The sequence below is a fragment of the Hungatella hominis genome, from assembly GCF_014288005.1.
Taxonomy (GTDB): domain Bacteria; phylum Bacillota; class Clostridia; order Lachnospirales; family Lachnospiraceae; genus Hungatella; species Hungatella effluvii.
The window spans coordinates 1-15,698 of sequence record NZ_JACOPB010000020.1; the positions used below are offsets into that span (position 1 = coordinate 1).

A 15,698-nucleotide genomic window follows, 5' to 3' on the forward strand; every position below is an offset into this window, starting at 1 on the left:
GAGGGTATATGCCTTGAAATAGAGGATACCTCATGGTATAATAATCCTCGATAGCTCAGTCGGTAGAGCACGCGGCTGTTAACCGCGCTGTCGTAGGTTCAAGTCCTACTCGGGGAGTTTTGAAATACTTATTTGTATTTCAGACTCAGCAGATACGAATTTATAAGGCCCCATGGTCAAGCGGTTAAGACATCGCCCTTTCACGGCGGTAACACGAGTTCGAATCTCGTTGGGGTCATTTGTTTCACCAGGCATATGCAGGGAGGAATGAGAATGCCGATGTGGCTCAATTGGCAGAGCAGCTGATTTGTAATCAGCAGGTTATCGGTTCGAGTCCGATCATCGGCTTGCATTAATTGTTTAGTGAGGTTCTTTCGAACTTAGCAATTAAGCACACTTGCGAAACGAGCGTGTATTTTACGCGACATTGAGCATAGTGTTACCATACTATATTTATGTTTGGACCTTTAGCTCAGTTGGTTAGAGCAACCGGCTCATAACCGGTCGGTCCTGGGTTCGAGTCCCCGAAGGTCCACTAACACTGAACTAAATATTTGAAATTTGGCCTGGTGGCTCAGCTGGTTAGAGCGCCGCCCTGTCACGGCGGAGGTCGTGGGTTCGAATCCCATCCGGGTCGTTTGCATGAAACATTTTGATGCAGCATTCACTACCAGCATATGTTGTATCGTTTCACAGCATGTTACAAAAACGGGATCTTAGCTCAGCTGGGAGAGCATCTGCCTTACAAGCAGAGGGTCACAGGTTCGAGCCCTGTAGGTCCCATTTTCATGAGAAATCATGATATGCCGGCGTGGCGGAACTGGCAGACGCACAGGACTTAAAATCCTGCGGGCCTAATCGCCCGTACCGGTTCGATTCCGGTCGCCGGCATTAATAAAAAAGCTTGAAAGTCTCTGTTTAAGAGAGTTTCAAGCTTTTTTGGTTCTCACTTATATAAGCGAATAAGATCATTCACAAGTATCTCTTCGTTTGTAAGTTGGATTTTATTGCTGCTCAAAAATCCATCCGTTGACTGGATTGTTTTTTCGATCATAGAGATTTTCCATCGTTTGCTCAGATCTTTCTTAAAACTGATATAAATTTCGTTCTCTAAGGGATCATATACGATTGAACAGAGCGTATTCTTCTGGCTGGTCTTGTTTAAAGCTTCGAAGGCTTCATTGATTCCAAAGCTATGAATATGATTCTGTATATATTCATAAGCACAAATATATCTGTCAGCTCCGATCCCATATACCCTATTATAATCTGCTTCCTTAAAATTCCCGTTTGGAAAATTAGTCATGACAATAAAATCACCCGAAACAGGGGTTATTCTGTTTGTATCATTTCCCTCTTCCAGAATAAATGCATCCCCGGTTTTATCAGCAATCATAGTATGCAGTCCTAAATTGGGGAATAATGGATTTCTAGGATAGGAGATTACTCTTTTATTGAGAATTTCAAAAAATTCTGATGATTTTCTTGTTTTCTTTAGCACTTCATCAAGAATATCAAAGGCATACCAATCATTTTCGTCACAGCCTGACTGAAAGCCTGGACCATATTCTACGGCCTGCGTACAGATAAAAAGCCCCTCACTGTTCATACCGGCGATATCCCTGTATTTGTTTTCTAACAGGGCTGAAAAGTAAAATAAGTTCTTATCATGATAACTGTTGACTATTAGTTTTAAATCAATTTCATCGGTATCGAAATTCATTCCGTAAACAGCCTTTTTTTGATGGTATACTGCAAAACTTGTACACATTTTGAAATCTCCTTTTCATACATAAGTTTGTGATATTATATGGCTTCTAACTATATGATATCATCAGGCATATTGAAGGTTCAACCTACAACATGTTTCTGATTCGAAAATGTTCCACGCAGGCTTAAGCTTTAAAAGGCAGCCAGCCATGACGTGAACCGGTCTTTGTCTAGGGCCTGTTTGAAAATTCATTTCTGCCATCTGCACGCCCCATTTCGCGGGAGATTTGCCCCGAATTCGCTTAACGTAGCCCACTACGCCGCGCTCATTCGGGACAAATTTCCCACAAAATGTGACGTACATCTGACAGAAAGCAATTTTCAAACACACCCTAGCAGACAGAGGTTGGATTACGTTATGGCTGGCTGTATTTTTCGTGCTGAATGAAGTTGGGAAATTCACCTAGACCGGTGCGATTAAAAACATCGTAAAGCTTGCGGATGCCACCAGTTTGCCGGTGTCGTTGGTGACGGTTACCTGATTGACAACGGTTTTCCGGCCTTTGTGTATGGCGTTGGATTCTATATAGATGGTTCCGGTATTCACCCCTCTTAAGAAATTGATGCTGCTGCATTCCGTGACATTGGTGGTCTCGCAGGCGTAAGTGGATATTCCTGCCGCCATATCACAGAGAGAGAATAAAAATCCGCCGTGAACATTTCCGTAAAGATTTAAGGCTTCCTGAGTAATTTCCATGGAGAGTTTCGCGTGGCCCGGAGAGACCTCCAAAAGCCTGGCGTTTTCTATGCCTCCGATCGGATGAATATGTCTCAGAATGCCGTCCATTATCTCTGATCTCATGTATGCATACCTCCTCGTTATGAGCACTCAGCGTGCCCCGCTTTATCGGGCATAGCGGACGTCTTTTGGCCGCTTACGTGCGATACATGTCACTGGCGCTTGGCGAGGTCTTTTCGAGCTTAGCGCAGTGACTTCAGGCTATACTATATCATTGCAAAAATCCATTTACAACAGGAAAAAGGAATCATAGGTTTTAACTATCAATTATCGGAATTATCACGGACAGGGCCGATTGGATATTTCCTTCACTACAGGCTATAATGGATTTATCAAGATTGTTAAAAAAATATTTAACAAGAATAAATAAGGAGGATATATCAAATGAGCAAGTTATCCAATGAAGAATTCCAGGCGTATTTAAAACAGATCCGTGAGCTGGCAGAGGGTCCCCTTGAGGAAATCCAGAAGGAAGTGGAAGTAACCAATAAGTTTCCTCAGGAGTTCTACGATTTAGCAATCCAGAACGATTTATATCGCTGTTCCCTTCCTGAGGAGTACGGCGGATACGGTTTGAACGAGCTGGAGATTTTACAGGTTCAGGAGGAATTCTCCAGAGGACCGGGCGGAATGAGAATGCATCTTCACTATGCAATGGATTTAAACTGGAGAATCCTCGACGATTACGGCAATGAGGAAGTAAAGGCAGAGTATATGCCAAAATTCCAGAACAAGGAAGTATTTACCTGTTTCGCACTGACAGAGGCGACAGGCGGTACCGGCGCTGACTTACATACCATCGCAGTGAGAGACGGCGATTCTTACGTATTAAACGGTGAGAAGACACTGATTTCCCATACCGACTGCTGCGAATTTGCTTATGTAATCGCAGTAACCAATCCGGAATCAGATAAGAACGACAGACTGTCCGCATTCTTCGTTCCAATGGACGCTCCTGGATTTGAAGTGATCAACATGCCTCATATGATGGGATGCCGCGGAGCCGGCCATGGCGAGCTGAAATTCACAGACTGCCGCATCGATAAGAAATACCTCTTAGGTAAAGAGGGACAGGGACTGGAGATTGCCATGCACTCCTTATCCGTATCCCGTGCTCACATTGCTGCCAGCAACTTAGGTATGGCACAGAGAATGCTGGAACTGTCCTTACAGTATGCCGCTGACCGTGTAACCTTCGGAAAGCCGATCGGAACCCGTCAGGCGATCCGCTGCAAGATTGCCGATATGTCCATGATGGTACACGCGCTTCGCTGCATGGTTTACGATTTTGCTAAATCCTATATGGAGAATCCAACCGGCGAATATATTGAAGAAAAAGCTGCTATGTGCAAGCTGTACAGCATCGATACAACCAGAAGAGTCAGCGATGAAATGCTGGAGATCTTCGGCGGTGTCGGATACTTTGAAGACTGCAAGTACGGCCCGGTTGAGCGTCTTTACCGTGACTGCCGCGCGATGTGGTTAGAGGAAGGCGCTCCGACTGTACAGAGAATTACAATTTCCAGAAACACCATTAAACACGGCGCTCATATCGAATACGTGGTCTAAAGAGATATCTGACACAAAAGGGTCATCAGGTTCATACTCCGGACCTGCCGACCCTTTTCCATATATGGAGGGAAGACAATGAAACCATTAGAAGGCGTAAAAGTAGTGGATTTAACCACATATCTGGCGGCCCCTACCACGGTTCGCGTACTTGGCGAATGGGGAGCCGACTGTATCAAGATCGAATCACACAAAGGAGATCCAGCCAGGACTCAGGGCGCCGTGTTCAACATGCCGTTTACCGACGACGAGAACCTGGCCTTTGATGTGGCAAACTTAAATAAGAAATTTATCACTCTGAACCTGAAGACAGAAAAGGGGCTGGAGGTTTGTTATAAGCTTCTGGAGGAAGCGGACGTATTCGTAACCAATACGAGAACGAAATCCCTGTTAAAGCTGGGACTGGACTACGACACTTTAAAGGAGAAGTTTCCGAAGCTGATTTTCGCCCAGGTCCTGGGATACGGGGAAAAGGGACCGGAAAAGGATACGGCGGGCTTCGACGTAACGTGTTACATGGCGAGAGGCGGCGTGTTTGGAACTACGGTAAACCGCGGCGATGCTCCCATGATTCCGACCAACGGTTTTGGAGATTTCCAGGTTGCCATGGCTCTGGCGTCCGGCATCTGTGCGGCTCTGTACCGCAGAGAGAAATCCGGCGAGGGAGACAAGGTCACCATCGGACTGCATCACGCGGCTGTCTATGCGCTGAGCACGGGCCTGATCTCCGCACAGTACGGAAACCAGTACCCGAAGAGCAGAAAAGAAGTTCCAAATCCATTTAACAATGTATTCCGCACCAGAGACAACAAGTGGGTCTGCATCTGCTGTCCGGAGTACGACCGCGATTATGAGAAGATGTTCACGCTCCTGGGCTGTCCGGAAATGCTGGAGAAAGAGCAGTACCGTCACTGCGCGGATGTCAACAACAACCATTTGAATAAAGACGTGACCGATGTGCTGGATGCAGCTATTGCAAAGATTGACAGAGAAGACTTAATGAAGATGTTAAAGGAAAATGACATGCCGTGTGAAGCCGCATATGAGCCGCTGGATATCTATGAGGATGAGCAGGCGTGGGCCAACGATGTGCTGACAAAGATTCCTTATCCGTCAGGCGGAAAGATCATGCCGACCAACCCCGTAGGCTTCGCCTCTCTGGGCAAACCGGACTATGTGATCGGAGGCATGCAGGGCGCCCATACGGTGGAGATTATGAAGCAGCTGGGATACAGTGACGAACAGATCTGCGAAATCATTGCTTCCGGAGCCGCAGAAGGCGCGACAGGACTGAAACCACTGTAATGAACAACGAACAACCAGAAAGGGGAAAGTGAAAATAACATGAGCTTACTTTACACCGAAGAACAGAAAGCGCTGCTTGCTCTTGTAAGGGAGATGGCAGAAAATGAAATAAAACCTCATGTAAAGGACGCGGACGAGAAAGGGGAGTGTCCGAGAGAGCTGTTTAAATGGGGATTCGATATGGGGCTTCACATGCTGGAAATCCCGGAGGAATACGGTGGAACCGGTTTAAGCTATGAGACCACCGCCATGATTTTTGAGGAGCTGGCAAAGGTGGACGCGGGCTACGCCATCACCTTTGTAACCACGTTCGTGGCGCTTAGAAATGTAATCCTTGCCGGAACGAAGGAGCAGGGACAGTATTTTGCAGATAAGATTGCCCCCGGCGGATTTGCCGGATTTGCCCTGACGGAGCCGAATGCCGGTTCTGACCCCGCGGCTATGCGCGCCACGGCGGTAAAGGACGGGGACGAATATATTTTAAACGGAACCAAGACATTTATCACCAACGGTGCTCTGGCCGATGTCTTCGTGGGATTCTTTAAGACGGATACGACGGCAGGACACAGAGGCATGTCCGCATTTATCATCGATGCGGATGCAGAAGGCGTTACCGTAGGAGCCCATGAGAACAAGATGGGGCTCAGACTTTCCAACACTACGGACTTGATTTTCGAAAACGTCCGTGTGAAGGCTTCTGCCATGGTGGGACCGGAGGGCTCCGGGTTCAAGCTGGCTTTAAACGCTCTGAACTTATCCAGAGCGTTTGTGGCGACTCTGGCTGTGGGAATCATGCAGCGGGCGCTGGATGAATCCGTGAAGTATGCAAAGGAAAGAAAACAGTTTAACACCCCTATTATTAAATTCCAGATGGTACAGCAGATGCTGGCCGACATGGCAATTAAGATTGAAGCATCCAGGTGTCTGGTGAATAACACCATGCGGATGATGGATCAGGGAATCATGGTACAGAAGGAAGGCTCCATTTGTAAAACATTTGTGTCCGACTGTGCACAGGAAGTGACCTCCAACGCGGTTCAGATTTTTGGCGGATACGGCTACAGCAAAGAGTATCCGGTGGAAAAACTCATGAGAGACTGCAAGGTATTCCAGATCTTTGAGGGAACGAACCAGATCCAGAGAATGACGATTACAGGCGTATTGGATAAGGAATATAAATAGTCACTGCACTAAGCTTGTGAAAGACCTCGCTAAGTGCCAGTGACATGTATCGCACGTAACCGGCTAAAAGACAGCCGCTAAGTGCTTATAACGAGGAGGAATGAAGATGAATATCGTTGTTTGTATAAAACAGGTTCCGGATACCACTGAGATCAAGATTGATCCGGTGAAAAATACGCTGATTCGTACCGGCGTGCCGAGTATCATGAACCCTTTTGATAAAAATGCGCTGGAAACAGGCCTTCAGCTGAAGGACCGCTGCGGCGGAAAAGTGACCGTGATTTCCATGGGACCGCCTCAGGCGAAGGCAGTGCTCCGGGAAGCGCTGGCCATGGGAGCGGATGAGGCGTATCTCGTTACCGACCGTGCCTTTGGCGGTTCCGATACGTATGCTACCAGTTATATTCTGTCTCAGGCGATTCAGATGCTGGGCGGGTTCGATGTGATCCTGGGCGGCAAACAGGCCATCGACGGAGATACGGGACAGACAGCCCCCAGTATTGCGGAGCATTTAGGCGCAGTCAGGCTGACGTATATACTCGATATGGAGGTCGAGGGGGATAAGGTGATCGCCAGACGCCAGGTGGAAGAGGGCGTGGAGGTTATCGAGGCCAGCCTTCCGGTGCTTTGTACCGCGACAAAGGAGAGCAATAAACCCAGATACGCTACCATCAAGGGCGTGCTCACATCCTTAAGAGCAGAGATTGGAGAGATCACTCTGGCGAGTCTGCCGGGTTCTGATACGACCAAGATGGGCTTAAAGGGTTCCCCCACTAAGGTAAAAGCAACTTTTACGCCAAAGAGAAATGCAAACTGCATGAACATTGAAGGCAGCAGCCCGGCGGAGACCGCAGGGACCCTGATTGACAGGCTGACAGAGGCAAAAGTACTTTAAGGACGGCAAAAGGAGGTCGCGAGAGATGAGTTTTGATACATGTAAGGACGTATGGGTATTTATCGAATGCTTCCAGGGTCAGCCTAAAAGCGTGGGCCTTGAGCTGCTTGGCCAGGGACGAAAGCTGGCGGACGGCTTAAAGCAGAAGTTATGTGCCGTAGTCATCGCAAAGGATGTGGATGAGGCGGTGAAGGAGGCCGGCGAGTACGGCGCGGATAAGATTTACGTGGTAAAGGGAGATGAATATGAGAATTACTCCGCTGATGCTTATGGAAATGTATTCTTAAAGCTATGCGAAAAGTATGATCCCAATACGATTCTGGTGGGAGCAACCGTAAACGGCAGGGATTTGGGCTCTAAGATTGCAGTCAGCCTGCGTACGGGTCTGACCGCAGACTGTACGGCCCTTAGCGTAGACGAGGAGACCGGAAATGTGGTCTGGGAACGGCCTGCATTTGGCGGAAATCTTTACGCACAGATTCTGTGCAGCGAGACAAGGCCGCAGATGGGAACCTGCAGACCGGGAGCATTTAAGAGGCCGGAGAAGGTGATGGACAACAAGCCGGAGATCATCATGGAACCGATCCACACACCGGAAAACGAGATCAGGACTAAGGTGATTGATTTCATTAAGGCATGTGAGGACAACGATATCCCGCTTCAGGACGCGGAGGTGATCGTATCCGGCGGCCGCGGCATGAAGAATGGAGAGAATTTCAAAGTATTGAAGGAACTGGCAGACGTGCTTGGCGGAACGGTCGGCTGCTCCAGGGCAGCGGTCGATTCGGGATGGATGCCGCAGTCCAAACAGGTAGGGCAGACGGGAACCACGGTAACTCCGAAGATCTACTTCGCCTGCGCCATATCCGGCGCTGTCCAGCATGTGGCGGGCATGAGCGGCTCCGGAACTATTGTGGCGATCAATAAGGATGACACGGCGCCGATCTTCGAGGTGGCGGATTACGGCATCGTAGGCGACGTGTTCGAGATTGTTCCGGCTCTTGTGAAGGAGTTAAAGGCTAGTACAGCGTTGCACTAGACAGCAGAGCTGAGGAAGCGTTTCTCGGAGCATACCGCAGTACATGCGCTGATGGCAGGCGTGGTCCGGCAGGATGCACGCAAAAAAGGTATAGGAGACGGGTCATGATTGATGAGATGAAGATCAATGCCATCCAGCGGGAAAAGTATCTTTCCGAGGGCTGCTGGAAGGATATCACGCTGCTGGACTGTTGGAAAGAATCCGTGAAGAAGTATTCCGAACGGGAATATGTGGTGGATGACAGGGGGAATCGGTATACCTACCGGCAGATGGATGAGGCTGCGTCAAAAGTGGCGGCCTTTCTCCGGAAGCAGGGGGTTTTGCCGGGAGACGCGGTATCGTTCCAGCTCCCCATCTGGAGCGAGTTCGCGGTGGTGACCATCGCCTGCTTTATGACCGGGGCCGTAGCCCATCCCATCGCCATGTCCTATGAGGAAAAGGAACTGATCCGGAGCATGAATTTAACGGAGTCAAAGGTTTACTTCGGCCCCTCCTTTTTTCATAAAACGGATTATGCGAGCCGGATTCTGGCTGTGAGAGAACGCATTCCGTCGCTGTCCTGTGTCGTCATCGTGGGCGGTGAGAAGCCGGAGGGAAACGGGGTATTGGCGTTTACGGAAATTATGGACCAGGCGGATACGGAAAAGCAGGAGATCAGACGGACAGGTGAGGATCTGGCGCTGATTCTCTGCACCTCCGGGACGACCAGCGGGACGAAGGGAGTGCTGCTCACCCACAATAATATCCGCTACAGCGAGGAGGTATTTACCAGAGAGCTGGGGCTGACCAGTGAGGATATCATGTTCATGCCTGCGCCGTTAAATCATGCAACGGGCTTCCATCACGGGCTGATCGCTCCCATGCTGATCGGGGCCAAGGTGGTGCTTCAGCAGAAGTACCGCTGCCGCGAGGCCATTGATCTGATGAACCGGGAGCGGTGTACCTTCTCCATGGGCGCTACGCCATTTATCTATGACATTCTCCGGGAACTGGAGAACGGAGGCGGAGAACTGCCGTTTCTGAAGCTATACCTCTGCGGAGGCGCTCCGGTGCCGGGATATATGGTACGGAAGGCGTGGAGCTTCGGAATCCTGCTCTGCGAGGTCTACGGTTCGACAGAAAGTGTCCCCCACGTGTTTGTACGGCCCGATGAGGCCCTGGAATTAAACGGAACCACTTCCGGCCGGCCGGTAGAAGGCGTCCAGATCCGCGTCGTGGATGACGAGGGAAACGATGTGCCGCCCGGGGTGCCGGGAGAAGAGCTTTCCAGAGGACCCAATGTATTTGTGGGATATCTAAAGGATAAGAAGATTACGGACAGCGCCCTGGATGATGACGGATGGTTTCACAGCGGTGATCTGTGCGTCATGGATGAAGCGGGTAATATTCGCATTATTGGAAGAAAGAAGGATATGATCGTCCGCGGCGGCGAGAATTTGAATTCCAACGAGATCAATGACCGGCTGGAGGGCTGTCCGGGAATGGGCGACCACACGGTGATCGGAATGCCGGACGACCGGCTGGGCGAGAGAATCTGCGCCTTTGCCGTTCCGCTGCCGGGATTTGAGCATCTGAAGCTGGAGGATGTGACCGGATGGCTCTGTCAGAACGGTGTCCCGAAACGGTTCTGGCCGGAGAGGCTGGAGCTGATTGACCGTATTCCCCATACGGGCAGTGGAAAGGTGAAGAAGTATCTGTTAAAAGAGGAACTGGAAAAAAGAATGGAGGGCCCGGAACGCAATGATTGAGCAGAAATTTGGACCGAGAAGGTGCAGGGATACCAGAAAACCACGCGCGGATCAGTGTCCGGATGTCGTATTTTATCGCTGCAGAAGCTGTAACAGCTTATTTCCAGTTACCGGAGGCCAGGCGCTTGAGGAGAAGAAGATTCTCTGCTGTAATGTGGAAGCAGAGCGCCTGTCGCCGACAGACGCCGGGGAGGCAAAGGAGTTTTTAGAACTCAGTTACCAGATTACCGGCGGCTATAACGACAACGCGGTAAAGGTATCCTGGAAGACGAAAAAACAGGAGTGCGCACCGCAGTGGATTTATTTGAAGACCTTCACGGGCGGTTATCTAAAATACGTGATGAAGGAAAAACGTTCCCCCATGGTATTTGCACTGGCAGACACGGATGCGTTCTGCTACTGCGATGAAGATCCCTGTCTGGAATGCGTGTTCCGCTGTAAGAGGGGATTTACGGTTTACGCATATTCAGAGGGGACGGGACTATTGGAAATGCCGCTGGACAGAATGACAGCCCACTGGCAGACACGGGAAAAGGAAACGGAGAGGTAGGGGAGGTACATATGAAAAGCGAAAATGTCGGAAGTGGTGGGACAGCAGTGGACTGGAGAGCAGTGCTGGTGTTTGTATCCATTGCATTCAGCTCACAGTGCGGAGGCGGTTTTGCGTCAGGCTCCACACCCTGGACTTATTTTTTCCAGAACACAGGATTTTACGGTATGCTTCCGGAGGTGACACAGCCTTACTTCTGCCTGCTGATGCCTCTTGTGGTGGCGGCGATCAACTGCTTTATTATCTATTTTTTCATGAAATTCGCCATGGATTTCAGAACCTTTGACTATGGGAATTTCCTTGAAAAATACGGTTCCAGATTCTGGGGAGGCGTGTTGGCAAAACCGATGCAGATCGTGTATGAGCTGAATTTTAACTGGCTGCTCATCGTATGTATGGCACTGGCCTATTCCACCTCCGGCTCAGCCCTTAAGGAGCTGACGGGGATTCCGTACATATGGACCACATTTATTGTGGGAGTTATCATGTTTCTTCTCTGTATGAAAGGCACGGAGCTGGTCCGCAAGAACGCGGTGTTCATGAGTGCTGTTATCTTTATCGCCCTGGTTATTGTTCACGTTCCAAATCTTATTTTCAATATCGGGAGCGGAAAACTGGCAAATGAGATGGCTGTTATGAGCAGCAGCATGGAGGCAGGAATCGCATCGGGCGCGGGCAGCTTTTTAAAATATCTTTTCATTGCATTTGTATGGGCCTATATCTTTTCTGGTCAGAATCTGGCTGGATTCGGCGCGTACGTCAATCATGCGCAGTTGTTTAACAACAAGAAAACTCTGCGCAGGGCGGTGATCCTGTCCGTGATTGTAAACTGGGTATTCCTGGAGATGAACGCCATTAACCTGGCGGGAAACTACAGTGCGGTTTACGATGGGTGGGCAAATGGAAAAGCCGTGTATACAATTCTGGTGGTACAGAATGGCTGGGCGGGCGGCGCTGTCAAAGCGATTTCGCTGACGCTTCTTACCATAGCAATCTTTTTTGCAACAATCTCCACGGCGATCAACTATGCACAGGGCTTTAACGACCGTGCTCTGAACTGGTATCAGAAAAAGACCGGGGAAGATCCGAAGGTTTCTGAAGCTAAGCGCAACCGGCGGGGAGCTGTCCTTACCTTTGTCTATATCTGTCTTACCTGGGTGATTTCCCAGGCGGGGCTTACGGCGCTGGTGTCCAAGGGACTGACCGCGGCATCCTATATCAATTTATTCACCCTCATCCTTCCCACGGTGATGAATGTGATAATCGGATGGCCGGACAGAGAGTACGGCAGCGGCAGGAAAGTGCAGACCGGAACTAAAAAATAATTGATGGAGGTATTTTTATGTTAGCAACAATGGGTCTTATCTTTGCCATTGCTCTCTTAGTAGTCATGATCATCAAGGGGATTGACATGATCTGCGCAACCGTAATTACGGCGGTAATTATATTATTAAGCAGCCAGCTCAGCCTGTCCGACGGTCTTCTTACCACATTCTCCGGCGGCGCCGGCGGTTTCGTAACTTCCTGGTTCCTGATCCTGGGGATGGGAGGCATCTTCGGACAGCTGGTGCTGGAAACCGGGCTGGCCACAAAAATCGCCAAGTGGCTGACGCAGAAGCTGGGAGCCAGGATGGTGGGCCTGGTTATTCTGATCTGTACCTTTTTTATTACGCTTTTAGGCATCAACGGTTATATCATGGTGTTTGTACTGTATCCGATCGCAGACAATCTGCTTCGTGAAAACAAGATGGACCGCCGGCTGCTTCCGTTCATGCTGCTGGGCGGCGGGGCCTCCGCCAATGGATTCATGTATACCCTGGATATCTGTAACGTGCTGCCCAGCGGTTATCTTGGAACGTCTTTGGGATCGGCACCGTTCTTATCTCTGGTGTTTACCGCCATCGTGGCTGTGTGTTACTTTGTATATTTCAATTATGCCCAGGCTCAGAGCCATAAGAAGCATACAAACGAAGAACTGCTGGCCATGTATACCTCTTCCAATAAGGTAATGAGCGATGAAGAGCTGCCCGGCATCGGAATGTCGGTACTTCCGTTTATTGTGGTATTTGGAATCGTTGTGGCTACCTCCAGCTGGGGAACCTCCACGAGTATTCTGTTTTCTTTGACAGTAGGGATTCTGCTGATTATGGCAACCCAGTTTAAGCATATTGAAAACATCAAGTCCTCCGCTAAAACTGGCGCGGGATCCGGACTGAATTCTATGCTGACCGTGGCTGCGGTTATGGGACTTTCCAAGGTTCTCAGCCTGTCGCCTGCATTTCAGGCGCTGCAGCAGGCTGTTTTATCCATGAATATGCCGGTGTATTTAAAGGCGTATTTCGGGACCGCGGTTTTGACCGGTCTGACAGGGTCTGCAATCTCCGGTGAAACCATTTTCCTGGAGAGCTTTGGCCAGGCGTTTGTGGATATGGGGGTCAATGTCCAGGCCCTGCACAGAATCGTGACAGAGTCTGCCCTGATTTTAAATAAGCTGCCTAACTCTTCTGTGGCGATTCTCACGATGTCTATCTGCGGATGCAGTTTAAAAGAGAGTTACAAGCATGTAATTCTTGGGACCATGATTCCGGCGGCTGTTGCGGGTTTGGTAATCGCTTTGATGGCCACCTTTGGCATTACGTTTTAGGAATTTGTGAGTATGAGAAAAGGAACCGTTCCTCTGTTTCAGACAGCAGGGGGCGGTTTCTTTTGTGTGATTCGGGCGGCGCAGAAAGTCTCCTGTGATTCGGGCACAGAGCGGCCGGGTCAAGGCTGTGCTAGTCCGGCATATTTAAGCAACTGGCAACCATAAAGTTTGCAAATGCTTCCACAGCTGAGGTAATGAAGTTTTTACTGCTGTATACCATGTAAATCATACGGGTGTCTTTGGGCACGTCCAAAAGCCGGACTTTGGCAAGATTGTTAAACTGCCTCAAATAGGGGGTATCGGCCACAATGGCCACTTTTGAGGACTTGGAAATTCTGCCTGCAATGGAGATTTCGTCATCGTAGGAATAGACGGCCTCCACTCCTTTTTCTTTCAGCAGCTTGCGGACGACCTTGCCGATGGGAATCGTGTCCCGGTAGGTGGTCAGCCTGTAATCCTTTAGGTCCGACAGATACATGGCTTCCCGGCCGGCCAGCGGGTGGTTGTTCTGGACGATGGCGATCAGCTCCTGATAGGTGATGGGGACGAAGACCAGGTCGGGCATATCGTCCACCATGGAACAGAAGCCGATGTCATATTTACCGCAGGAAACGCCCTGCGCCACTTCGATGGACATTCCGTGGTAGATATTGAGCGTGGCGAGCGGATTCTTCTCCTGATAAAGATCCAGCGCCTCCGGTAAAAAGTCACCTAACAGGGTGGGAATGCATCCGATATCGATGGAGCCGCTGATATGACCTGATTTCTCCTTGATCAGGGAGATGCCGTGTTCCAGGATACTCAGGGATTCGCTGACGTACTGGTAAAATTCTTCCCCGTATTTGGTGAGCTTAATATTACGCCCCTTTTTCTGGAAGAGGGATACCCCCAGTTCCTTCTCCAGAGATGCGATGGAATCGCTTAAGCTGGGCTGCGTAATGTAAAGCGCTTTGGCGGCCTCCGTGTAGTGCTGGACTTCAGCCAGTTTTCGGAAATAGTACAGTTGTGGTAAGTTCATAAGCCCCTCCAATAAATCGATATATTTATTATACAGGATGAACAATGGAAAAGCCAGTAAACAGCGGTATAATTCCGGAGGTGTTCCGGCGCTGACGGCAATTTTATTTGACATTTGTCCGGAAAGTTTTTACAATGGAGGTTATCAGCGGGAAATAACAGCGATGAGAGGGGGGGGGGACGATATGCAGGAGATTTACCACAATCTGTTTCAGGAGACGATTTCCTATTCTGACCGTCACATGAGTCCGCGCAATCTCTATCTGATCCGGCAGCCTGGGCGCAGTCTGATGGTGGATACCTCTTTTCGGTTTGAACGGGACTGGGAGAGTCTGCGCGGTATGGTGGAGACTCTGGGCGTCTCCTATAAGGAATTGGACGTGTTTATTACCCATGACCATCCGGACCATACGGGGCTTGTGCCGGCTTTGCAGGAGCTGGGGGCAAGCGTGTACATGAATCCGGAGGAGACCAGGAAGCGGGCGGATCTGCTTCACTGTTACCTGGCGGATGAGGAGTCGCGTATACAGAATCTGCGGATTGTAGGCGTGACGAAGAAGGATACTCCGGACGTCTATGAGGCTGTTATGGAATACACTGGGCGCGCCTACGCGGAGCGGGGAAAGGCTCAGGACTTCCCCTTTATCCCGGTTCATCCCGGCCAGACACTGGAATATGGGGAGTATCAGTTCGATGTCGTTTCTTTAAAGGGCCATACGTTTGGGCAGTGCGGTCTCCATGAGAAGAGACACGGATTCCTGTTTTGCGGGGATCAGATCATGACGACCATCGTGCCGATCGTGGGCAGCCAGCAGAAGGATCTGGGACTTTTAAAATGCTATATGGAGTCCCTTGGTGATATGAAGCACCGGTACGCGGACTGCAGGATTCTGCCGTGCCATTATGGGCCTATAGCAGATGTGGAAAAAGAAGCCAACCGGATTATTCTCGGCTATCTGGATAAATGTGAAATCATGAAAGGGATACTGGAAGAGGACGGAGGGATGATGACCACCCGGGATGTGGGCGTCCGGGCCTACGGAAGAAGCCAGGGGCCGCCCGACTACCGCCATTTCGTCTCCTGTACCCAGATCTGGGCGAAGACATTTTCCTGCCTGGAATTTATGTATGGGGAAGGGCTTGTGGAGAGATGCGAGCGGGAGGGGATTATTTACTGGAAGCGTTGGAAACAATTTTAAAAAAAATAGTTGACAAAACGAGTTATATCGGATATACTTAA

The 15,698-nt window shown here is 49.7% G+C and carries 14 protein-coding genes, 7 tRNA genes and 1 pseudogene; 18 read left to right on the forward strand and 4 right to left on the reverse strand.

What is annotated here, in order from left to right; genetic code table 11:
* Positions 1–44 precede the first annotated feature (44 nt).
* The 7 genes from H8S75_RS26995 to H8S75_RS27025 all read left to right on the forward strand — a co-directional run bounded on the left by H8S75_RS26995 (position 45) and on the right by H8S75_RS27025 (position 891).
* Positions 45–117, forward strand: a tRNA-Asn gene (locus H8S75_RS26995).
* Between the two features lie 49 nt (positions 118–166).
* Positions 167–238, forward strand: a tRNA-Glu gene (locus H8S75_RS27000).
* A gap of 37 nt (positions 239–275) precedes the next feature.
* Positions 276–348 (forward strand) — tRNA-Thr (locus tag H8S75_RS27005).
* 113 nt (positions 349–461) lie between these two features.
* A tRNA-Ile gene (locus H8S75_RS27010) sits at positions 462–535 on the forward strand.
* A 28-nt stretch (positions 536–563) separates the two neighbouring features.
* A tRNA-Asp gene (locus H8S75_RS27015) sits at positions 564–637 on the forward strand.
* A 73-nt stretch (positions 638–710) separates the two neighbouring features.
* Positions 711–783: transfer RNA gene (locus H8S75_RS27020), tRNA-Val, on the forward strand.
* Positions 784–805: 22 nt separating this feature from the next.
* Positions 806–891: transfer RNA gene (locus tag H8S75_RS27025), tRNA-Leu, on the forward strand.
* A gap of 55 nt (positions 892–946) precedes the next feature.
* Here H8S75_RS27025 and H8S75_RS27030 read toward each other — a convergent pair.
* Together H8S75_RS27030 and H8S75_RS33445 are read right to left on the reverse strand one after the other, a co-directional pair.
* Entirely contained in the window at positions 947–1,771 is an 825-nt protein-coding gene (locus H8S75_RS27030) for a linear amide C-N hydrolase (protein WP_187024180.1), read from the reverse strand.
* A gap of 63 nt (positions 1,772–1,834) precedes the next feature.
* Positions 1,835–2,035 (reverse strand): annotated as a pseudogene (locus H8S75_RS33445) (DUF6783 domain-containing protein); the annotation flags it as partial.
* On the opposite strand from H8S75_RS33445, the gene H8S75_RS33450 reads away from it, so the two are divergent.
* Entirely contained in the window at positions 1,952–2,158 is a 207-nt protein-coding gene (locus H8S75_RS33450; protein ID WP_432764206.1) for a DUF6783 domain-containing protein, read from the forward strand. The pseudogene H8S75_RS33445 and the gene H8S75_RS33450 overlap by 84 nt on opposite strands.
* Before the next feature lie 15 nt (positions 2,159–2,173).
* Here H8S75_RS33450 and H8S75_RS27035 read toward each other — a convergent pair whose 3' ends face one another.
* Entirely contained in the window at positions 2,174–2,572 is a 399-nt protein-coding gene (locus tag H8S75_RS27035) for a PaaI family thioesterase (protein WP_187024181.1), read from the reverse strand.
* Between the two features lie 321 nt (positions 2,573–2,893).
* On the opposite strand from H8S75_RS27035, the gene H8S75_RS27040 reads away from it, so the two are divergent.
* From H8S75_RS27040 to H8S75_RS27080, 9 genes are all read left to right on the forward strand, one after another.
* A complete protein-coding gene (locus H8S75_RS27040) occupies positions 2,894–4,078 on the forward strand; it encodes an acyl-CoA dehydrogenase family protein (protein ID WP_002601501.1) in 1,185 nt (394 codons plus the stop codon).
* A gap of 78 nt (positions 4,079–4,156) precedes the next feature.
* Positions 4,157–5,383 (forward strand): CaiB/BaiF CoA transferase family protein, encoded by a 1,227-nt coding sequence (locus tag H8S75_RS27045; protein ID WP_187024182.1) that lies wholly within the window; start codon positions 4,157–4,159, stop codon positions 5,381–5,383.
* A 39-nt stretch (positions 5,384–5,422) separates the two neighbouring features.
* Positions 5,423–6,565, forward strand: coding sequence for an acyl-CoA dehydrogenase family protein (locus tag H8S75_RS27050; protein WP_187024183.1), 1,143 nt, complete (start codon positions 5,423–5,425; stop codon positions 6,563–6,565).
* Positions 6,566–6,671: 106 nt separating this feature from the next.
* Positions 6,672–7,460, forward strand: a complete 789-nt coding sequence (locus tag H8S75_RS27055; RefSeq protein ID WP_187024184.1) for an electron transfer flavoprotein subunit beta/FixA family protein — start codon at positions 6,672–6,674, stop codon at positions 7,458–7,460.
* Between the two features lie 25 nt (positions 7,461–7,485).
* Positions 7,486–8,499 carry an electron transfer flavoprotein subunit alpha/FixB family protein gene (locus H8S75_RS27060; protein ID WP_187024185.1) on the forward strand — a complete coding sequence of 338 codons (1,014 nt, stop codon included), beginning with the start codon at positions 7,486–7,488 and terminating at the stop codon, positions 8,497–8,499.
* Positions 8,500–8,603: 104 nt separating this feature from the next.
* Positions 8,604–10,247, forward strand: a complete 1,644-nt coding sequence (gene fadK, locus H8S75_RS27065) for a medium-chain fatty-acid--CoA ligase (protein WP_187024186.1) — start codon at positions 8,604–8,606, stop codon at positions 10,245–10,247.
* The gene (locus tag H8S75_RS27070) at positions 10,240–10,797 is read left to right on the forward strand and encodes a hypothetical protein (RefSeq protein WP_187024187.1); all 558 of its coding nucleotides are present in this window, start codon (positions 10,240–10,242) and stop codon (positions 10,795–10,797) included. Before fadK ends, H8S75_RS27070 begins: the two co-directional genes overlap by 8 nt.
* An 11-nt stretch (positions 10,798–10,808) precedes the next feature.
* Positions 10,809–12,122, forward strand: coding sequence for an SLC5/6 family protein (locus H8S75_RS32870; protein WP_243270488.1), 1,314 nt, complete (start codon positions 10,809–10,811; stop codon positions 12,120–12,122).
* 17 nt (positions 12,123–12,139) lie between these two features.
* Positions 12,140–13,441, forward strand: coding sequence for a GntP family permease (locus H8S75_RS27080; protein ID WP_187024188.1), 1,302 nt, complete (start codon positions 12,140–12,142; stop codon positions 13,439–13,441).
* Positions 13,442–13,571: 130 nt separating this feature from the next.
* Here the strand turns inward: H8S75_RS27080 and H8S75_RS27085 are convergent, their stop codons facing one another.
* Positions 13,572–14,459, reverse strand: coding sequence for a LysR family transcriptional regulator (locus H8S75_RS27085; RefSeq protein WP_187024189.1), 888 nt, complete (start codon positions 14,457–14,459; stop codon positions 13,572–13,574).
* 184 nt (positions 14,460–14,643) lie between these two features.
* On the opposite strand from H8S75_RS27085, the gene H8S75_RS27090 reads away from it, so the two are divergent.
* The gene (locus tag H8S75_RS27090) at positions 14,644–15,657 is read left to right on the forward strand and encodes an MBL fold metallo-hydrolase (protein ID WP_187024190.1); all 1,014 of its coding nucleotides are present in this window, start codon (positions 14,644–14,646) and stop codon (positions 15,655–15,657) included.
* Positions 15,658–15,698: the final 41 nt, after the last annotated feature.